15 protein-coding genes and 1 other RNA gene are annotated in these 16,606 nt (G+C 58.7%); 7 read left to right on the top strand and 9 right to left on the bottom strand.

The genetic code is table 11. From position 1 onward, the window contains the following. Positions 1-75 precede the first annotated feature (75 nt). Positions 76-990, bottom strand: a complete 915-nt coding sequence (gene miaA, locus V6582_RS17610; RefSeq protein ID WP_156630451.1) for a tRNA (adenosine(37)-N6)-dimethylallyltransferase MiaA — start codon at positions 988-990, stop codon at positions 76-78. Here miaA and serB point away from each other — a divergent pair. Together serB and V6582_RS17600 are read left to right on the top strand one after the other, a co-directional pair. After that, on the top strand, positions 989-1,879 hold the full coding sequence (gene serB / locus V6582_RS17605; RefSeq protein ID WP_156630450.1) for a phosphoserine phosphatase SerB: 891 nt from the start codon (positions 989-991) through the stop codon (positions 1,877-1,879). The genes miaA and serB overlap by 2 nt on opposite strands. A 9-nt stretch (positions 1,880-1,888) precedes the next feature. Beyond that, complete coding sequence (locus V6582_RS17600) at positions 1,889-2,455, top strand: GNAT family N-acetyltransferase (RefSeq protein ID WP_156630449.1); 567 nt, start codon at positions 1,889-1,891, stop codon at positions 2,453-2,455. Between the two features lie 69 nt (positions 2,456-2,524). Here V6582_RS17600 and V6582_RS17595 read toward each other — a convergent pair whose 3' ends face one another. From V6582_RS17595 to V6582_RS17570, 6 genes are all read right to left on the bottom strand, one after another. Further along, positions 2,525-4,093, bottom strand: coding sequence for a Do family serine endopeptidase (locus V6582_RS17595; RefSeq protein WP_234889563.1), 1,569 nt, complete (start codon positions 4,091-4,093; stop codon positions 2,525-2,527). A gap of 286 nt (positions 4,094-4,379) precedes the next feature. Further along, positions 4,380-5,297 carry a protease modulator HflC gene (gene hflC / locus V6582_RS17590; protein ID WP_349508894.1) on the bottom strand — a complete coding sequence of 306 codons (918 nt, stop codon included), beginning with the start codon at positions 5,295-5,297 and terminating at the stop codon, positions 4,380-4,382. A gap of 1 nt (position 5,298) precedes the next feature. Beyond that, a complete protein-coding gene (hflK, locus tag V6582_RS17585) occupies positions 5,299-6,405 on the bottom strand; it encodes an FtsH protease activity modulator HflK (RefSeq protein ID WP_156634747.1) in 1,107 nt (368 codons plus the stop codon). Positions 6,406-6,653: 248 nt separating this feature from the next. After that, the gene (locus V6582_RS17580) at positions 6,654-7,175 is read right to left on the bottom strand and encodes a dihydrofolate reductase (RefSeq protein ID WP_156634746.1); all 522 of its coding nucleotides are present in this window, start codon (positions 7,173-7,175) and stop codon (positions 6,654-6,656) included. A 112-nt stretch (positions 7,176-7,287) separates the two neighbouring features. Next, positions 7,288-7,680 carry a DoxX family protein gene (locus tag V6582_RS17575; RefSeq protein WP_015916452.1) on the bottom strand — a complete coding sequence of 131 codons (393 nt, stop codon included), beginning with the start codon at positions 7,678-7,680 and terminating at the stop codon, positions 7,288-7,290. A 236-nt stretch (positions 7,681-7,916) separates the two neighbouring features. Further along, positions 7,917-8,711, bottom strand: coding sequence for a thymidylate synthase (locus V6582_RS17570; RefSeq protein WP_156634745.1), 795 nt, complete (start codon positions 8,709-8,711; stop codon positions 7,917-7,919). A 151-nt stretch (positions 8,712-8,862) separates the two neighbouring features. On the opposite strand from V6582_RS17570, the gene ssrA reads away from it, so the two are divergent. The 5 genes from ssrA (at position 8,863) to V6582_RS17545 (ending at position 11,193) form a co-directional block, all read left to right on the top strand. Then, positions 8,863-9,230: a transfer-messenger RNA gene (gene ssrA, locus V6582_RS17565) on the top strand. Between the two features lie 269 nt (positions 9,231-9,499). Continuing rightward, positions 9,500-10,009: an SspB family protein gene (locus V6582_RS17560; protein ID WP_156634744.1), complete on the top strand. Its 510-nt coding sequence runs from the start codon at positions 9,500-9,502 to the stop codon at positions 10,007-10,009. 26 nt (positions 10,010-10,035) lie between these two features. After that, positions 10,036-10,248, top strand: a complete 213-nt coding sequence (locus tag V6582_RS17555; protein ID WP_156634743.1) for a DUF4169 family protein — start codon at positions 10,036-10,038, stop codon at positions 10,246-10,248. Positions 10,249-10,372: 124 nt separating this feature from the next. Further along, complete coding sequence (locus tag V6582_RS17550; protein ID WP_156634748.1) at positions 10,373-10,597, top strand: ribbon-helix-helix domain-containing protein; 225 nt, start codon at positions 10,373-10,375, stop codon at positions 10,595-10,597. Between the two features lie 320 nt (positions 10,598-10,917). Continuing rightward, positions 10,918-11,193 (top strand): hypothetical protein, encoded by a 276-nt coding sequence (locus V6582_RS17545; RefSeq protein ID WP_156634742.1) that lies wholly within the window; start codon positions 10,918-10,920, stop codon positions 11,191-11,193. Positions 11,194-11,361: 168 nt separating this feature from the next. Here V6582_RS17545 and V6582_RS17540 read toward each other — a convergent pair whose 3' ends face one another. Together V6582_RS17540 and V6582_RS17535 are read right to left on the bottom strand one after the other, a co-directional pair. Next, entirely contained in the window at positions 11,362-15,054 is a 3,693-nt protein-coding gene (locus V6582_RS17540; RefSeq protein WP_156634741.1) for an AsmA family protein, read from the bottom strand. A gap of 88 nt (positions 15,055-15,142) precedes the next feature. Beyond that, positions 15,143-16,552 (bottom strand): FAD-binding oxidoreductase, encoded by a 1,410-nt coding sequence (locus V6582_RS17535; protein WP_156634740.1) that lies wholly within the window; start codon positions 16,550-16,552, stop codon positions 15,143-15,145. Between the last annotated feature and the right edge of the window lie 54 nt (positions 16,553-16,606).

The raw sequence follows: 16,606 nt of genomic DNA, 5'->3' as shown, positions 1-16,606 counted from the left end.
ATGATCGATTGTTTCGCAACAATGAAATCACGGTTCCACACACCGAACAAGATTCGGATGTCACCGCAGATCACCTCAGCCTGAATGGCTCGCGGCAGGATCGACCCTTTCCCAACTCTCATCCATCTGGTTGCGAAACCAGGTCATTTGGCGCTTGGCATATTGCCGGGTAGCTGCACTGGCTTTTTCGATAACATCCTCCCGGCTCATCTCACCCTTCAGCATGGCGGCGATCTGGGAGACGCCGATGGCCTTCATGGCGGGCATGTCTGGCGCTAAATTCTGGCGCAGCAGTGCCTCGACCTCTTCCACCGCGCCTTCGTCCATCATCGTCGCGAAGCGCCGGTTGATCCGCTCATGCAAAACGGCGCGATCCGGCAGGACGACCAGTTTTCTGGCCCGTTGCGGATCGATGATTATTGGCCCGGAGCGGGTTTGAAAGACAGAAATCGACTGGCCGGTGACCTCAAGCACCTCCAGCGCCCGGATGATCCGTTGGCCATCGCGAGGGTCGAGCCTTGCCGCAACGGCGGGATCACGCAGAGTCAGGTCGTGATGCAGGCTTTCCGCCCCTTCCAGTCTTTCACGCTGGCGCAGGGCCGCGCGCACCGCCTCGGGTATGGCGGGCATGTCGGACAAGCCGCCGGTCAGCGCCTTGAAATACAATCCCGTGCCTCCGACGATCACCGGCAACCGGTTTTGCACCCGCAGATCTTGCAGCAACACAGTCACGTCGCGCAGCCAGTCGCCGGTCGAATAGGCAGCACCCGCCGCCACGTGACCGTAGAGGCGATGCGGCACGCCCTGCATATCCTCTTCGCTCGGACGTGCGGTCACCACAAGCAGCGTGTCATAGACCTGCATGCTGTCGGCATTGATCACCACGCCACCTGCCTCGGCCGCAAGCCTAAGCGCCAACGCGGACTTGCCGCTGGCGGTCGGTCCGGTTATCAGGATGCCATCAAAATTGTCATCAAGGTTGTTCATCATGGCTTTCGTTGCCACGCTTATTGCCAATCCGTCAAATCCTGTTCTGACCCCGGCCCTTGCCGAGCAAGCCGCAGAAGCGGTTTCGGCCTCCGGCCTCTATTGGTTGGCAGATGGCATAGCTTGCGATATCGCGCTGAAAGATGGCAGCGATCTTGACGTTACGGAAGAGACCTTGCGCAAGGTGATAGCAGGTCACCCCATTGATCTCGCCATCCAACAGGCCGACACACGCCGCAAGGCCTTCCTGATTGCCGATATGGATTCGACGATGATCGGCCAGGAATGCATTGATGAACTGGCCGCCGAAGTCGGCCTGAAGGACGAGGTCTCGCAGATCACCGCCCGCGCCATGAATGGCGAAATCGCCTTCGAACCGGCGCTGCGCGAACGTGTCGCTCTGCTGAAAGGCCTGCCCAGCCGCGTGGTCGATGAGGTGATCGCCAAGCGGATCACGCTCACCCCCGGCGGGCTGGAACTGATCGCCACCATGAAGGCCAAGGGCTATTATACCGCGCTGGTCTCAGGCGGGTTTACCGTCTTCACCTCGAAAATCGCCGCGATCCTGGGCTTTGACGAAAACCGCGCCAATATCCTGCTGGAACAGGATGGAGTATTAACCGGCGAAGTCGCCGAACCCATCCTCGGCAAACAGGCCAAGGTGGACGTATTGCTGGATATCGCCAACTGTCTCGGGATTTCGCCCGATGACACGATAGCCGTCGGCGACGGTGCCAATGATCTTGGCATGCTCGGCGTCGCCGGTTCGGGCGTAGCGCTGCATGCCAAGCCCACGGTGGCGGCCCAGGCGAAAATTCGCATTGACCATGGTGATTTGACGGCATTGCTTTATCTTCAGGGCTACCGCAAAACCGATTTCATGACTCGATGAGTTGAGCCGATGATTATCCTCGAAACCGACCGGCTGCTCCTGCGCCGATGGAAAGATAGCGACCGCAATCTGTTTCGGGAAATCAATGCCGACCCAAAAGTCATGCAGTTCTTCCCCTTTCGTCGCACCTATGAAGAAGCGGACCTGATGATGGACCGCGTCAACACACTGATCGATGAGACCGGATTCTGTTTTTACGCGCTGGAACTAAAGGAAACTCAGGAGCCCATCGGCTTTTGCGGATTGTCGGACGCGATGATGCCGGACATTCTGGCTGAAGGCACGATAGAAATCGGCTGGCGTCTCGCCACCCGCTTCTGGGGCCATGGCTATGCGACGGAAGCCGCACGCGGTCTTCTCGGTTACGGTTTCGAGGTCAAAGGCTTGAACGAAATCGTCTCCTTTGCGGTCGCCACCAACCACCGCTCCACCGCCGTCATGCAGCGGCTGGGAATGGTCCGGGATCTGAACGGCGATTTCGACCATCCGCGTGTCCCGGACACCCATCCGCACCTGAAACCACATGTGCTTTACCGGATGACAAAGCAGCGTTGGGCTTCTCAACAAATCACTTGAAGCAGCGGATTCAAACTGTGAACCCGCCGCCATAGTCATTTGAATCGATTCCGCAAATCGACGGCCGCCTTATTCCAGCGGCACGGCTACGAAGCGCAGATCACCCTGCGGCGTCGCCACCATCAGGTGAATGGCACGCCGACCATCGGATTTCAGCTTGTCGATCTTCTCGGCCATGGCCTCGGGTGTGGCGACGAATTCCTGCGCCACTTCCACGATCACTTCACCGACTTTCAAGCCCTTCTGGTCAGCGGCGGAGCCCTGCTGCACATCTGTTATCAGCAAGCCCTCGACGCTCTTGGCAATCGAATTGGCGGCTCGCTTCTCATCGTCCAGCGCCTCGACGCTCATGCCAAGCACCATGCCGCTGGCCGCTTCATCCGTGTCTTCGCTGTCGCTGGCCTTCGGATCTGCCTGTTCGCTGTCCTTGGCTTCCGTCGCCTTGTCGTCAGGCAATTGCGCCAGCTTCACTTTCAGTGTTTCCCTTTTGCCGTCACGAAACACCACGACATCGATATCCTGATCGATGGGGCTTTCCGCCACCGTGCGAACCAGATCGCGGCTTTCGGCAATATCCTTGCCGCCGAAGGAAATGATCACATCACCGGTTTTGAGCGGACCCTTGGCCACCGGACCGCCTTCAATAATGCTGGAGACCAGCGCGCCCCGGCCCAGTTTAATTCCTGCCGGCTTGGCAAGATCATCCGGCACCGGCTGAATGCGCACGCCCAGCCAGCCGCGCCGTGTCTCGCCAAAGTCGCGAAGCTGCTTGATGACGTTTTCGGCCAGTTCCGATGGCACGGCAAAACCAATACCGATGGAGCCTCCACTCGGCGAAATGATCGCGGTATTGATGCCGATCACTTCGCCATGCATGTTGAACAACGGGCCACCGGAATTGCCCTTGTTGATCGCCGCATCGGTTTGAATGAAATTGTCATAGGGACCAGCATTGATATTGCGGCCCCGGGCCGAAACGATGCCGAGCGTCACCGATCCGCCAAGCCCGAAGGGATTGCCGATTGCCATCACCCAATCGCCGATCCGCATCACTTTCGAATCGCCAAATTTGACCGCCTTCAGCGGCTCGGTCGGCTCGACCTTCAACAGCGAAAGATCGGTTTTGGTGTCGGTACCGATCAGCTTGGCCTGCAATTTCGAACCATCGGAGAAAATCACTTCGATATCATCGGCATTCTCGATGACATGGTTGTTGGTAACGATATAGCCAGCGGGATCGATGACAAAGCCGGAGCCGAGCGAATTGACCTTATGGTTGCTGCCCTTGCCCTCGCGATTCTTGTAGAAATCCTCAAACAGATCCTCAAAAGGCGACCCTTTTGGCACCTGTGGCAGCGGCGCAGACTCGTCATCATCGACATTCTGCGATGTAGCGATATTGACCACCGCACCGAGAAGCCCCTCGGCAAGATCGGCGACGGGTGCCGGGCCGCCCTGCGCGGGTCCAGGTGTTGCGGATGCACCAGGGCCGGAAGCAGGCGGCGACGGGGGAATCGGCGCTGCGGTCTTGACCTGCGCGAAGGCTGCCGTGCTCGCGGCCACAGGCCCAAAGCTGACCATGCCCCCGACGACAACAGAGGTCAGAAGGCGGGTGGCCGGTCCGCAACACTTGATCATAAGCTTCCTCATCGTGAGTTTCATTCCTGCTCGCATCCGACCGATCATAGGACGCATGGCTACAAACCGAAACCGCCTTGCCGGGTTTGTTCACGCTATCTTGAGTATAGGGCGGCGTCATGGCGCGGAGTTCCGCTTAATATCAGGTCCTGAAAATCCTCAGGCATCGTTGTTTCGAAGGATTTCGGCAATCTCAAATGCAGGAAACGCCTGAGATTTTTGAAAACCAAGTACGAAAAAAGGGGCCGGAATGACCCGGCCCCTTTTGACTTTGAAGTTATGCCGATCAGTTGGCGGCAGGTGCTGCGGGCGTTGTGGCCCCAGTTCCAGCCTGCGAACGGAAGAACTTGAAGAATTCCGAATTCGGCGACAGCACCATGGACGTCCCGGTCGTGCCGAGCGATGCCTCATAGGCTGCCATAGAACGGTAGAATTCGAAGAAGGACGGATCGCGCTGATAGGCATCCGCGAACACCCGGTTGCGTTCAGCATCACCCTGACCGCGCAGGATTTCCGAATCGCGCTGCGCATCCGCCTGCAACTCGACAACCTGACGGTCGGCGATGGCCCGGCGACGCTGGCCTTCTTCATTACCACGCGCCCGGATCAGTTCGGCTTCGGCCAGACGCTCGGAACGCATCCGGGCATAGGTCTGTTGCGAAATCTCCTGGGTCAAGTCGGTGCGGCGAATGCGCACGTCCTCAATGGTGATACCAAGGTTTTCCGCATCCGATTTCAGATCGTCGGCAACCTCCTGCATCATCTGCGAACGGGCGTCCGACAGGGCGGCCTCAAAGCCGCGCAGACCGTAGACCCGACGCAAGGATGCATCGAGACGGGTGCGAAGCCGTGCTTCCGCCAGATCGCGATCACCACCCGAAACGATCCCGATAAAGCGGCGGGCATCGGTGATCTTGTAGATCAGGAAGGCATCGACCTCATACAACTTGCCGCCGGAAACCTGGACACGGATATTGTCGAGATCAAATCGCAGGGACTGATCCGAAATGATCTGCACCTTGTCGGCGCCAGCAAAGGCGAAGGGCATTTTGAAGTAAAGGCCAGGCTCGCTATAAACCGCCTTGATCTGGCCGAAGCGCACGACGACGGCCTGCTGGCGCTGGTTGATGACGAAAACCGAAGAGTAGATCAGCAGAAGCACGATGGCTAAGCCGATCAGCACGGCAGGAAGACGATTGGTCATCTTACTTGCCTCCCTGTGCTGGCTGGGTGCCCATGCGGCCGATTTCGTTCAACGGCAGATAGGGAACGACACCCTGGCCCTGCTCATCGACGATCACCTTGTTGGATTTCTTCAGGACCTGCTCCATGGTTTCAATGTAAAGCCGCGTGCGGGTCACGTCCGGCGCCTTGGTATACTGGTCGTAGATCGAGATGAAGCGCTGCGCCTCACCCTCGGCTTCCTTCACGACGCGATCCTTGTAGGCAGCAGCCTCTTCCCGCATCTGCGCGGACTGACCACGGGCCTGACCAAGCTTCTGGTTGGAATATTGGTTGGCTTCCTCAACGAAGCGGTCCTCGTCCTGCTCGGCACGCTGCACTTCATCGAACGCATCGGCGACTTCGCGCGGCGGCGCCGCATCCTCGATAGCCACCGAATTGATGGAAATGCCGGAACCGTAGTTGTCCATCGTGCCTTGGATTATGTTACGCACGTCGACAGAGATAGACTGACGGGCATCACGGAAAATTTCCTGGGCCGGGCGACGTCCGACGACTTCGCGCATGGCGCTCTCCGCCACCTGCTGCAAAGTCTGCGGCGGGCTTTCGAGATTGAACAGATAGGCCTTCGGATCGCTGACCGTGTACAACACGGAAAACTGCACGTTGACGATATTCTGGTCACCGGTCAGCATCAGGCCAGCCGTGGAATTGGAGGCAACCTTGGCACCGATATTCTGTTGCTGTTCGGTAACCTTGACCTTCTCCACCGTTTCAAACGGCCAGAGATGGAAATGCAGACCGGGGGCGGAAATTTCGTCCTTCGGCTTGCCGAAACGCATTTCCACGCCGCGCTCATCCGGCTGCACGGTATAGACGGCCTGGGTCAACCAGAGACCGGCCACGGCGAGCACGACGATCAGGCCCATGCCTCCGCCCAGACCACCGGGAACCAGGTTCTTGAACTGATCCTGTCCGCGCTTGATAATGTCTTCCAAATCCGGCGGCTGCTTGCCACCGCCGCCATTGCCGCGAGGCCGGTTCGGTCCCTGACCCCACGGTCCTCCATTATTGTTATTACCACCGCCGCCGCCCCACGGGCCGCCGCCGTTCTGATTACTCCAAGGCATCAAAACCTCTTTTTCTGAGAATGCTCCCAACAGCGCCATGGAGCTCGTAAACCCGGCACAACGCTGCAAAACCTCTAGTCTCCTGCACAATCCACGCCAAAGACTATTTCAGTCCATAACTGTTGTGCAAAGGCCCGCAACGGCGCCATCAAAAAGGCATCCACCCGGATTAATCCCGTTATAGGGATCGCAGCGGCCCCTTTCAACGAAAAGGCCCTAACTTCTTCGATTTCTATGGAAATAAACGGTTATAAAGCCGGTTTTCGCCGATAGATCGTGTAGCGCGTCGCGAAACTGTCGCGTTCGCCCGCCGCCACGGCCTCTTCATGCAGTTTTTCAAACTGTGACGGATCGATTGCCGGAAAAACCGTATCGCCATCGGCAATCTCCGTCTCCACATGGGTGACATGCAGGATATCAGCCAGCGGCAAAGCCTGCCGGTAGATTTCACCCCCGCCAATCACGCAGACCTCCTCGACCCCCAAATCTCCGGCGATCTGCCCTGCGCGCTCAAGCCCCGCCTCAAGGCTGCGCACGGTTTCCACCGAGGGCATGGCGATATCGGCATGACGGCTGACGATCACATGCGGGCGGCCGGGAAGCGGCCGGGAACCGAAACTCTCGAAAGTCTTGCGGCCCATCACCAGCGGCTTGCCAAGCGTCAGCGCCTTGAACCGCTTCAGATCGGTGCTCAGCTTCCAGGGCATGTCGCCATTGCGACCGATCACGCCGTTGTTTGAGACGGCAACGACAATGGAGATTTTCGGCATGATCTGCTTTCTTCTTTTACCGGGCGGAGTGGTGTCACAAGCCACCGTAAACGTCCATAAAAAAGCCGCCGTCACCAGGACGGCGGCCCGAAACCCATTCCTTACAGGCAGACTATTCCTTGCGCATCGCCGCATCGACGCTGAGCGGGCCAGGGCCAGCAAAGACGATGTAGAAAAACACGAAGCAGAACAGGATAGCCGGCTCGCCGTGATTGTTCATCGGGTAAAAGCCCATCTGGGCATGCACGAGGAAATAGGCAAAAGCGCACATGCCCGACGCGATGAAGGCGGCTGGGCGCGTGAACAGGCCGATGGTGATCAGCGCACCGCCAACCAGTTCGATGCAACCGGCGATCCAGGGCAGCGACATCACAGCCGGGTTCATATCCGAGGGCGGAAAGCCCAGAAGCTTGCTCATGCCATGTTCAAGAAACAGCAGGCCCGCAATAATGCGCAGGATGCTGAGGACGGTCGGAGCCCAAGGGCTCAGTCGAGTGAAGATCATGAAACCTAAACCTTTTTAGGAAGAAACGATGAAAGAGCGAAACCACAGCTGCGGCATTCTGTCACTGAAATTCTCGGTAACATTGTCGTGACCAACACCGAAAAATTGTATCACACGAAGGGCCATTGAAAATGGCAGTTGGTATTCCCTTTGCAAACATCTCATACATTTTCTGCATTTGAGATATTTGCAATGCCTTCAAGGCGAGGAAGCGTGAGCATGTCAGAGACGTGGTATCACACGGCAATCGGCGCCTTGATGACAGGATCGGCACTATAGTTTTCCAGGCTGAAGTCCTCGAAAGTAAAGCCGAAAACATCCTTGACGTCTGGATTGATCCGCATCACCGGCAAGGGTTTCGGCTGCCGGCTCAATTGCAGCTGTGCCTGCTCAAAGTGATTGGCGTAGAGATGCGCATCCCCCAGCGTATGAATGAAATCGCCCGGCTTCAGCCCCGTCACCTGCGCCACCATCATGGTCAGCAGCGCATAGGAGGCGATATTGAAGGGCACACCGAGGAAAATATCGGCGGAGCGCTGGTAAAGCTGGCAGGAGAGCCTGCCATCGGCCACATAGAACTGGAACAGGCAATGACAGGGCGGCAACGCCATGTCGTCCACCTCGGCCGGGTTCCAGGCTGAGACGATATGGCGACGGGAATTGGGGTTGGTCTTGATGCTCTCGACGAGATTGGCGATCTGGTCGATATGGCCACCGTCGGGCTTTGGCCAGGAGCGCCACTGCGCACCATAGACCGGTCCGAGATCGCCATTTTCATCGGCCCACTCGTCCCAGATGGAAACGCCGTTTTCCTTCAGATAGGCGATATTGGTATCGCCCTTCAAAAACCACAGGAGTTCATGGATGATCGAGCGCAGATGCAGCTTCTTGGTGGTCAGGACCGGGAAGCCCTCCGCCAGATCAAACCGCATCTGATATCCAAACACCGAGCGCGTGCCGGTGCCGGTGCGATCGCCACGGTCGGAGCCGTTTTCCATCACATGCTGCAGGAGATCGAGATATTGCTTCATGGTCGGTGCCTGCCGTTTGTCGTTTGAAACAAGCTTTACCTCTGAAACCACTGTCAGAGAAAGTCGAAACAGCATCGAACACCGTCATATCCCAGCATTTCCAAGGGTATTATCCGCATTTGTCACGAACCCGTTAAATTCAGCAGGCGCCGGTCTTTTCATCCGCGTGGAAAACACCTATATCCCCCTTGCCGGTGCTTGCATCGGCTATGGCAATAAACGGTCGGTGAAATAAACCTATTGGACCCGGGGGCGGTACCCGGCGCCTCCACCAAAAACCGGTCGGTCTTTGTGACCGGCTTTTGATGGGGGCGAAATAGGATCGACAAGGGCGTAAAGATCGAACTTTTGCTCGGCATGATACCACCGTCATCGGGTCACAAGTGTAGTTGCAAATGACAACAACGCTCAGGGTTACGCTGTCGCTGCTTAATCGCGGTGCCAGAAACCCAAACTAAGTCCTTACGGGTAGCACCGTAAGGCGGGGTTCGGAGGTACCTGGCAACAGAAACCTCCACTTTCTCCCTCCTTTCATATCGCTTGCCACAGCCCGTGCTTTGACAGCGGGCGGAATGGCCTGCCATCTGATGCTCCTTGCGCATCCAGCAACCGCTGTGTCCTGTCATGGCCCTGCCCTCGCCCCTACCCTCGCCCTTGAGTTTGATTTATAGTGATATAGATAGATGCGGAATCGGGCTTTGCGCCAAAGCCTTGCATGGCTTATAAACAACAGACCCGCGCATCATTCGTGATGCACATGACCGGACGCAGAAGAAAGACAGGACCATATGGGGCAGGACCACATCCGTTACGACATTCTGGCTCAGGACGCATTGCGCGGCGTTATCCGCAAGGTGCTGACCGAAGTCGCCGCAACGGGCCGGCTGCCGGGCGAACATCACTTTTTCATCACCTTCCTGACGGGCGCTCCGGGTGTGCGCATCTCCCAGCACCTCAAGGCCAAATATGCCGAGCAGATGACCATCGTCATCCAGCACCAGTTCTGGGACCTCAAGGTCACCGATAGCCTGTTTGAAGTGGGCCTGTCCTTCTCCGACACGCCGGAAAAACTGGTCATTCCTTTCAACGCCATTCGCGGCTTCTACGATCCTTCGGTGAATTTCGAACTGGAATTCGACGTGCCGCAGGTGGAAGAAGACGAAAACTCTGCCGAAATCACCGCCTATCCGCTGGCCGCCGAATCGGAAAAAGCCGAGGATGGCGCCGCCGACAAGCCGGAAGGCGAAAAGAAGGAAGGCTCCGTTGTCTCCCTGGATGCGTTTCGAAAGAAGCAGTAAGGCGGGACAGCCAAGGAAAGCAGCGCATGTCGGGCGAAGTCGTTAATCTGCGTCAGGTCAGGAAAGCCAAAGCGCGCACCGAAAAGGAAAAGATCGCGGACCAGAACCGCGTGAGTTTCGGGCGAAGCAATGCTGAGAAAAACCTGACCAGCGCACTGAACGACAAGGCCCGCGCTGCTCTCGACAATTCAAAGCTGGAGCCGAAACCAGCCAATCCTGCGCCGGACGAGCCGGGCTGAGAGCAGCTTTTGGTCCTATTGCGCCAGCCAGCATTGTCCAAGCCAGCATTTTCAAGCGAGGATGCGGACCTGCCAAGCCACTTGCTTGCCTTATGATGTTCCTTGAATGGCGCACTCTATGCCGCTGATCCGCAAACATTCTATTTCCCTCCATGGCCATCGCACCAGTTTTTCCCTGGAAGATGCCTTCTGGCAGGAAATTCGGGCGATTGCCGAAAGCCGCAATGTCCCGATTGCTGCATTGATTGCCGATATTGACGGCAAACGCCCGGCTGATTGCAATCTCTCGTCGGCTCTGCGGCTCTATGTGCTGGAATGGCTCAAACAGGCAGGTTCCGATTCGCATTGAAATGCGCTTCCCCGTAAATGGGCCAGTGATTCGCCAAAGAGACAATTTGGGCATTTTATATGCCCCACCAAAAGGCCTGTCGTATTCCAATTTACTGCCTGGTTAGCCAAGCTGGTCCGTTTCAGGGGCCTATGAAGTAAAGTTATGTTAATCCGACCGACATCTCGGATAAAGGTTATGCTGAATAACGTTTCATTAGGGAACGACTACTATGGTCAGGCTGCGCTGAAAGCTGCAGGACGCCCGGGAATGGTGCAGAATTTCTCCACCCGATACGCCCCCTCCAACAGCGCTAATTTCATTTGAAAAGGATTTCAAATATGGCAAGCGCAGTTTCTTCCCAGATGTCCATGCCGATGATGCCGCCTATGGGCCGCATGCAGAAGCCAAGCGAAGAGCAGACCACCACCGACGCGACAGCATCGACCAGCACAACAGCATCATCCACCAGCACCTCTTCCGAGACATCGACCTCCGCCGAAGGTTCCGCACCTGAAGGTTTCGAAGGCTTTGAAGGCAAGTTCCCGAATTTCGGTGGCGGTAACATGGGTGGCGGCGCGATGCCTCCGTTTGGCCAGCGCGAAGCCTTCCTCTGAAATTTTCTGATCGATCTCTATCGAGACGCAGCACCGCTCTGCCATGATGGCATAGCGGTACTTTTTTGTCTTTTCGCCAGGTGGCAAGTTCATAAGGCCGCAAGGGTGCGCGCAGCAAAGTCATCAGTCGGTAAGCTGCCGTTATGCACTCCCGTTATTGCACGTAAATTATTGCACCCCGGGCAAATCCTGCAACTCCAGTTTAAAACCGTTATTCGGCCCATCGCGCGGTGTTGATGGCGCAGCATTGCCAGCACCACGATCCGCCGCTCTCGCCGCCGCCTCCGCAGCCCGTGCCGCGGCATCGGCTACCGCCGCAGCCTTGGCCTGCGCCGCCGCACGCTCCGCTGCAAGGGCGGTATAATAGGCCACTTCACGCCGCAGCCTTTGCTTTTCCAGCACAGCCGCTTGCAATGTTTCCACCCGTCGGCGCTCACGCTCAAATGCCTGGAGCGACAGGTAGCTTGCCATTTCGCGGACATCCAGCTGCCGCTTGGGCGCAGCAAGCGGACCATTCAGCAGCAGGTGGACGGTCGGCGCGGCATCTCCCGCCGTTGCCTGCTCAACACCCGTCTGCACTACACCAGCCTCCCCGGGCGTAGAGACTGCCGTAGCCGGATCGAAGGCGATCTGGACATTGGCATCGACGTCACCGGAGGCGACCGTCACGACGGCCTGCGTCTCGATAGCGGCATCCTTGGCAGGGACTTTGACGCCCTGCATCCGGGCTTTACCGTCACTCAGCGTAAACGGCATGGTCACGTCGCCCAGCCGGGCTGGCGCGCGGGCCAGCAGGGGTGTCAGCGCTGCGGAGACCTGCTCCGGCGTTACCTCACTGGTCGCCCCCCCAAAAGCCGCCGAGAGTGCCGGAAAGCTGGAGAGGTCCAGATCCGGGATAGTCAAGGCTGAGAGATCGACCTGGCCGGAACCGTTGACCGATCCAAGCAGGCCTTGGGCGCTGCTACCGCTGCCTTCCGCCATCACTTGCAGCCTGGCTTGACCGGACAAGCCGCTGTCAGGCCAGATCTTACCCAGGTCGGCATTGGCAAGGGACACTCTGCTGCGCAGGAAAGCCGTGCCCTGGTTATTGGCGAGCGACATGCGCCCGGACAGAGCACCGCCGAACAGCGTGCCGGACAGATCCTCCAGCGCCATGCCGCCATCCACCAGCGTCAGGCGTGCTGCAACATCACGGGCAGCGGGCAGCGGGCCAAGATCGAGTGTGCCAGACTTGAGGGCGATGTCCATCTGCATGTCACCCCAGACGGGCGTCTGCACCTTTACCGCCGACAATGTATCGGATGCGGGGTCCTTGACCGGGCCGATCACGGTCGATGCCAACCACTCGAGATCAAGCGTATCCAGGACAACAGCACCGCCGATTTTAACTGCGGAAGCGGTCGGCTCCAGCACCAGCGTGCCGGACAAACCGTCGCCCGCAACCGCGCCTTTGATATCGCGCAATTGCGTCTTGTTGTCGCCCTGCCGCTCGATTTCGCTGGTCAGGGACATCGGCAGACCGGTGTCGATACCAGGAAGACTGACTGCATTCATGATCAGCAATGGGGCAATATCGTCGCTGGCCAGCTCCACTTTGCCCTTGCCCTGCAAGAACAGGTCCGCACCGAGATTGACGGTGCCGCTCACCCCAAGCCGGGTCGCCCCAGATGTCAGCGACATCTGGCCTTGTGCTGGCGCGGTGCCCTGCTGTTTCAACTGCAGGGTCAGTTTCGCACCGCCATCCATCGGCACCGGCAGCGGATCAAGACCAAGCTGACCCAGCAGCGCCGAAGGCTCTCCATTGGCAGCGGTCAGCGAAAAGCTCTTTTCAGAGTCGTCGAACACATCAAACAGGCTGTCCTGCCGATAGGTGGCATCGACCGCCGTGCCATTGGCCTTGCCCTGTAGATCGACCTGCAAGCCGCCATACTGAGCATCCCCGAAACGGGTATTTACCACGATGTCGGCATCGGAATACCATTGCCCGCTGGGAGCCAGCCGGGCCAGCAGCGGGTGCTGCGGCAATTGCTGATGCAACATCGCCAGAAATCCGCTGATGTCGCTGGCATGCAGCATGACCTGCGCCTTGCCGCTATAATCCGCAAGCGAGCCGGTGGCTTCGCCCGTGGCCTTGATACTGGCGCCGGCAAGATTGCCGATATCCAGCTTGCGCACCGAAAACCCGCCATCCTTGTAGGTAAACAGCCCGTCCACATCGCGAGCCGTGATGCCGAATGCCGAAAAGGCATCGACCTTGATGTTCCCTGCGATCTGGTGGCTCAGCAGCGCATCGTCGCTGGCATCACCAGACACCAGCGAGGCCAGCGCCTTCGTTGCATCGAAGTCGAAGGCATTGCCCGAGAGATCAAAGGACAGGCTGGGCATAACGCCATCAGCCGATTGCCGCTCAAGACGGCCATGCAGGCTGGCTGGCCCGATCGCCAGTTCCAGCTTTTCGAACCGTTGCAGGTCGGAGGTCAGGTTGACGTTGGCGGAAAAGCCCGCCGTGCGCAATTGCCGGATGGCCGGATCGACATCGCCCGACAGCCAGGAAGCCAGCCCGGAAGGCTGGCTGGAGGCCACCAGCAGCGAACCGTTGAAGGAGGCCTGACCTTTCAGTTGCAGCCGTCCCGCGGCTTCCGCCTGGGTGCGGCCCGGCAGGGTGGCAACCGCCTTGTCCACCTGCCAACCGGTTCCGGCAGGCCGCAGATCCAGGGTAATATCCCGGATAACGGTATCGCCTGCGACAATCGCCGGCAGTTTCAGGCTGGCGCGGCCCGGCATGGCAGGAATGGGTATGCGGTCTGCCAGCGCTATCAGCGACTGGATACGCTGGCGGGCGGAATTCTGCATCTGCCGGCCGGTCTTGCCCTTGGGCAAGGTGGGCGTCAGCTTATCGACGTCGATCTGCTGGCCCTCGGCTGTCAGCAGAAATTCCGGCGCCTTGCCGCTATCCAGCGTCGCCTCGCCGGTGATGATGTAGGGCTGGTCGCTGGCGCCGATTTCCATCCGGTATTCCGGAATCCGCACCCGATCATTGGCCAGTTCGAACTTGCCCTTGATGCGCGGCGGCAGCACCGGATTGCCCATCGGTGCGCTGACCTGACCGTCCTCGGCATTGGCGCGCAAGGCCGCCAGGAAACTTCCCTGCAATGTCGGGCGCTTGTCAACAAGCGCGAGATCGCCGGACAGGTCGATATCGACGGGCGTTGCATCAGGCGCGATATGGATTTTCACCGGCACCGCCCCCTTGGCCGGGTCCGGTTGCAGGCTGGACAGCGAGAAATTGCCGGACTGGCCATCCAGCACCCCCTGCCCCAACACCGTCCAGGGACCAGCCAGCGAGCGGGCCGTCATATCGGCATTGAGCCCGCTGACCTGGCGGGTGCGACCTGTCTGCTGATCGACCAGGGTCAGAGCACCATCAACGACCGTCACTTTTTCCAGCACGACATTGCGACCCGGCAGACTTGGCTGGCTGCCCTGCAACCAGTCCAGCGAACCGTCCGGCAACAATCTCAGCCGCACATTCGGCTGCTCGATCCGCATGGCGAAAATCCGCGCCTCGCCTGACAGAAACGGCGCAAGCTCGGCATCCATGGAAAACCGCGCCACATGCGCCAGCGTCTTGCCATCGGTGCCCGGCCCGACCGTGACGTCATTCATCGTGATCGACGGAAACGGCAGGATACGCGCCTCGACAGCGCCGTGGACCACCACCTTTTTACCGAGAAGACGGCTGGCCTGATCCTCGAAATCCTTGCGGAAATCCGTCCAGTTGACGAAAAGCGGCGCCAGAAGCGCGGCAAACAGCGCCACCACGACCAATCCGCCAAACGCGATGAACAGTCTGCCTAGCACTGCGACTCCCTATGTTGTTTCATATTGTTGTTTCATGCCCGTTATCATAACGGCTTACTCATTATCGTAACGGCTTTAAGCCTGCGGATCAAAGCCGGAAGATCTTGCCCGGATTAAACAGATTGTCGGGGTCCAGTCCACGCTTTACCTGCCGCATCACGTCGAGCGCTCCGCCAAGCTCTGCTTCCAGATAGGACATCTTGCCCTGGCCAACCCCATGTTCGCCGGTGCAGGTGCCATCCATGGCCAGTGCCCGCTCGTTCAGCCGCGCCATGAACGCCTCTACCTTATCGACATTCTCAACATCCTTGTCGTCGAACAGGATCAGCAGATGGAAATTACCATCGCCGACATGGCCGACGATGGGCGCTAAAAGTCCGGTCTCAGCAATATCGGCCTGGGTTTCCGCCACGCATTCCGCCAGTTTGGAGATCGGCACGCAGACATCGGTGGACAAGCCCGCCAGTTCCGGGGCCAGCGCCCGGCCAGCCCAATAGGCGTTATGACGTGCTTTCCACAGTTGGGCGCGCTCCTGCGGATCGGAGGTGAAACGCAGATCTTCGGCGCCATACTCCTCGGCGATGGCGGCAAATTGCTCCGCCTGCAAGGCCACCGTCTGCTCCGTGCCATGAAACTCGAGAAACAGCGTCGGCCTTTCCGGCAGGCTGAGGTTGGAATAGGCATTGCAGGCCCGGACCTGCATAGCGTCGAGCAACTCGATCCGCGCCACTGGAATGCCCATCTGAATGGTCATGATCACGGCGTCGCAGGCCGATTTGACGTCAGCAAAGGCGCAGACCCCGCCGCCGATCTTTTCCGGGATGCCCTGGAGTTTGAGGGTGATCGAGGTGATCACGCCGAGCGTGCCTTCGGCACCGACGAACAGCCGTGTCAGGTCATAGCCCGCCGAAGATTTTCGGGCGCGGTGCGCGGTGCGAATCTCTTCGCCATTGGCGGTCACCACCGTCAATGCCATGACATTGTCCTTCATCGTGCCATAGCGCACCGCATTGGTGCCGGAAGCCCTTGTCGAGGCCATGCCGCCGATGGAGGCATTGGCGCCGGGATCGATGGGGAAGAACAGGCCGGTATCGCGCAGATAGGTGTTCAGCGCCTCGCGCGTTACGCCGGGCTGGACGGTGCAGTCGAGATCCTCGGCATTGACCTCAAGAACCTTGTCCATCCGGGTGAAGTCGATGGAAATACCGCCATGCGCCGCATTGACCTGCCCCTCCAGCGAAGAGCCCACGCCGAACGGCACCATCGGCACCTTATGCTGGGCGCAGGTCCGCACAACGGTCTTCACATCCTCGGCGCTTTCGACGAAAACCACCCCATCGGGCAATTGCGCCGGCAGATAGGTGGTGGTGTGGGCATGTTGCTCCCGGAAGGATTGCCCGGTCTGGAACCGCTCGCCGAAGGACTGCTTGAGCAGGCCTAGAACGGTTGCGATCCCATCCTCGTTGCGCATTCCCGCCACGACATCCTTCCTGCTCATGCCCGTCTCCCTGCATCACGAGAATCTGTCAGGTTCAGATTGAACCAAACAGAC

This window comes from Agrobacterium vitis (assembly GCF_037039395.1).
In the GTDB taxonomy this organism is placed as follows: Bacteria; Pseudomonadota; Alphaproteobacteria; order Rhizobiales; family Rhizobiaceae; genus Allorhizobium; species Allorhizobium vitis_E.
Note: the sequence above shows the minus strand (reverse complement) of the source record. Positions and strands in the feature narration are given on the sequence as shown.

Excerpts from the sequence above, each read along its gene's own strand:
- miaA (WP_156630451.1), bottom strand. The coding sequence starts at position 990 with ATGATGAACAACCTTGATGACAATTTTGATGGCATCCTGATAACCGGA.
- V6582_RS17555 (WP_156634743.1), top strand. The coding sequence starts at position 10,036 with ATGTCGGGCGAAGTCGTTAATCTGCGTCAGGTCAGGAAAGCCAAAGCG.
- hflC (WP_349508894.1), bottom strand. The coding sequence starts at position 5,297 with ATGACCAATCGTCTTCCTGCCGTGCTGATCGGCTTAGCCATCGTGCTT.
- V6582_RS17580 (WP_156634746.1), bottom strand. The coding sequence starts at position 7,175 with ATGCCGAAAATCTCCATTGTCGTTGCCGTCTCAAACAACGGCGTGATC.
- V6582_RS17560 (WP_156634744.1), top strand. The coding sequence starts at position 9,500 with ATGGGGCAGGACCACATCCGTTACGACATTCTGGCTCAGGACGCATTG.
- serB (WP_156630450.1), top strand. The coding sequence starts at position 989 with ATGGCTTTCGTTGCCACGCTTATTGCCAATCCGTCAAATCCTGTTCTG.
- V6582_RS17545 (WP_156634742.1), top strand. The coding sequence starts at position 10,918 with ATGGCAAGCGCAGTTTCTTCCCAGATGTCCATGCCGATGATGCCGCCT.
- V6582_RS17570 (WP_156634745.1), bottom strand. The coding sequence starts at position 8,711 with ATGAAGCAATATCTCGATCTCCTGCAGCATGTGATGGAAAACGGCTCC.
- V6582_RS17600 (WP_156630449.1), top strand. The coding sequence starts at position 1,889 with ATGATTATCCTCGAAACCGACCGGCTGCTCCTGCGCCGATGGAAAGAT.
- hflK (WP_156634747.1), bottom strand. The coding sequence starts at position 6,405 with ATGCCTTGGAGTAATCAGAACGGCGGCGGCCCGTGGGGCGGCGGCGGT.
- V6582_RS17575 (WP_015916452.1), bottom strand. The coding sequence starts at position 7,680 with ATGATCTTCACTCGACTGAGCCCTTGGGCTCCGACCGTCCTCAGCATC.
- V6582_RS17595 (WP_234889563.1), bottom strand. The coding sequence starts at position 4,093 with ATGATCAAGTGTTGCGGACCGGCCACCCGCCTTCTGACCTCTGTTGTC.
- V6582_RS17535 (WP_156634740.1), bottom strand. The coding sequence starts at position 16,552 with ATGAGCAGGAAGGATGTCGTGGCGGGAATGCGCAACGAGGATGGGATC.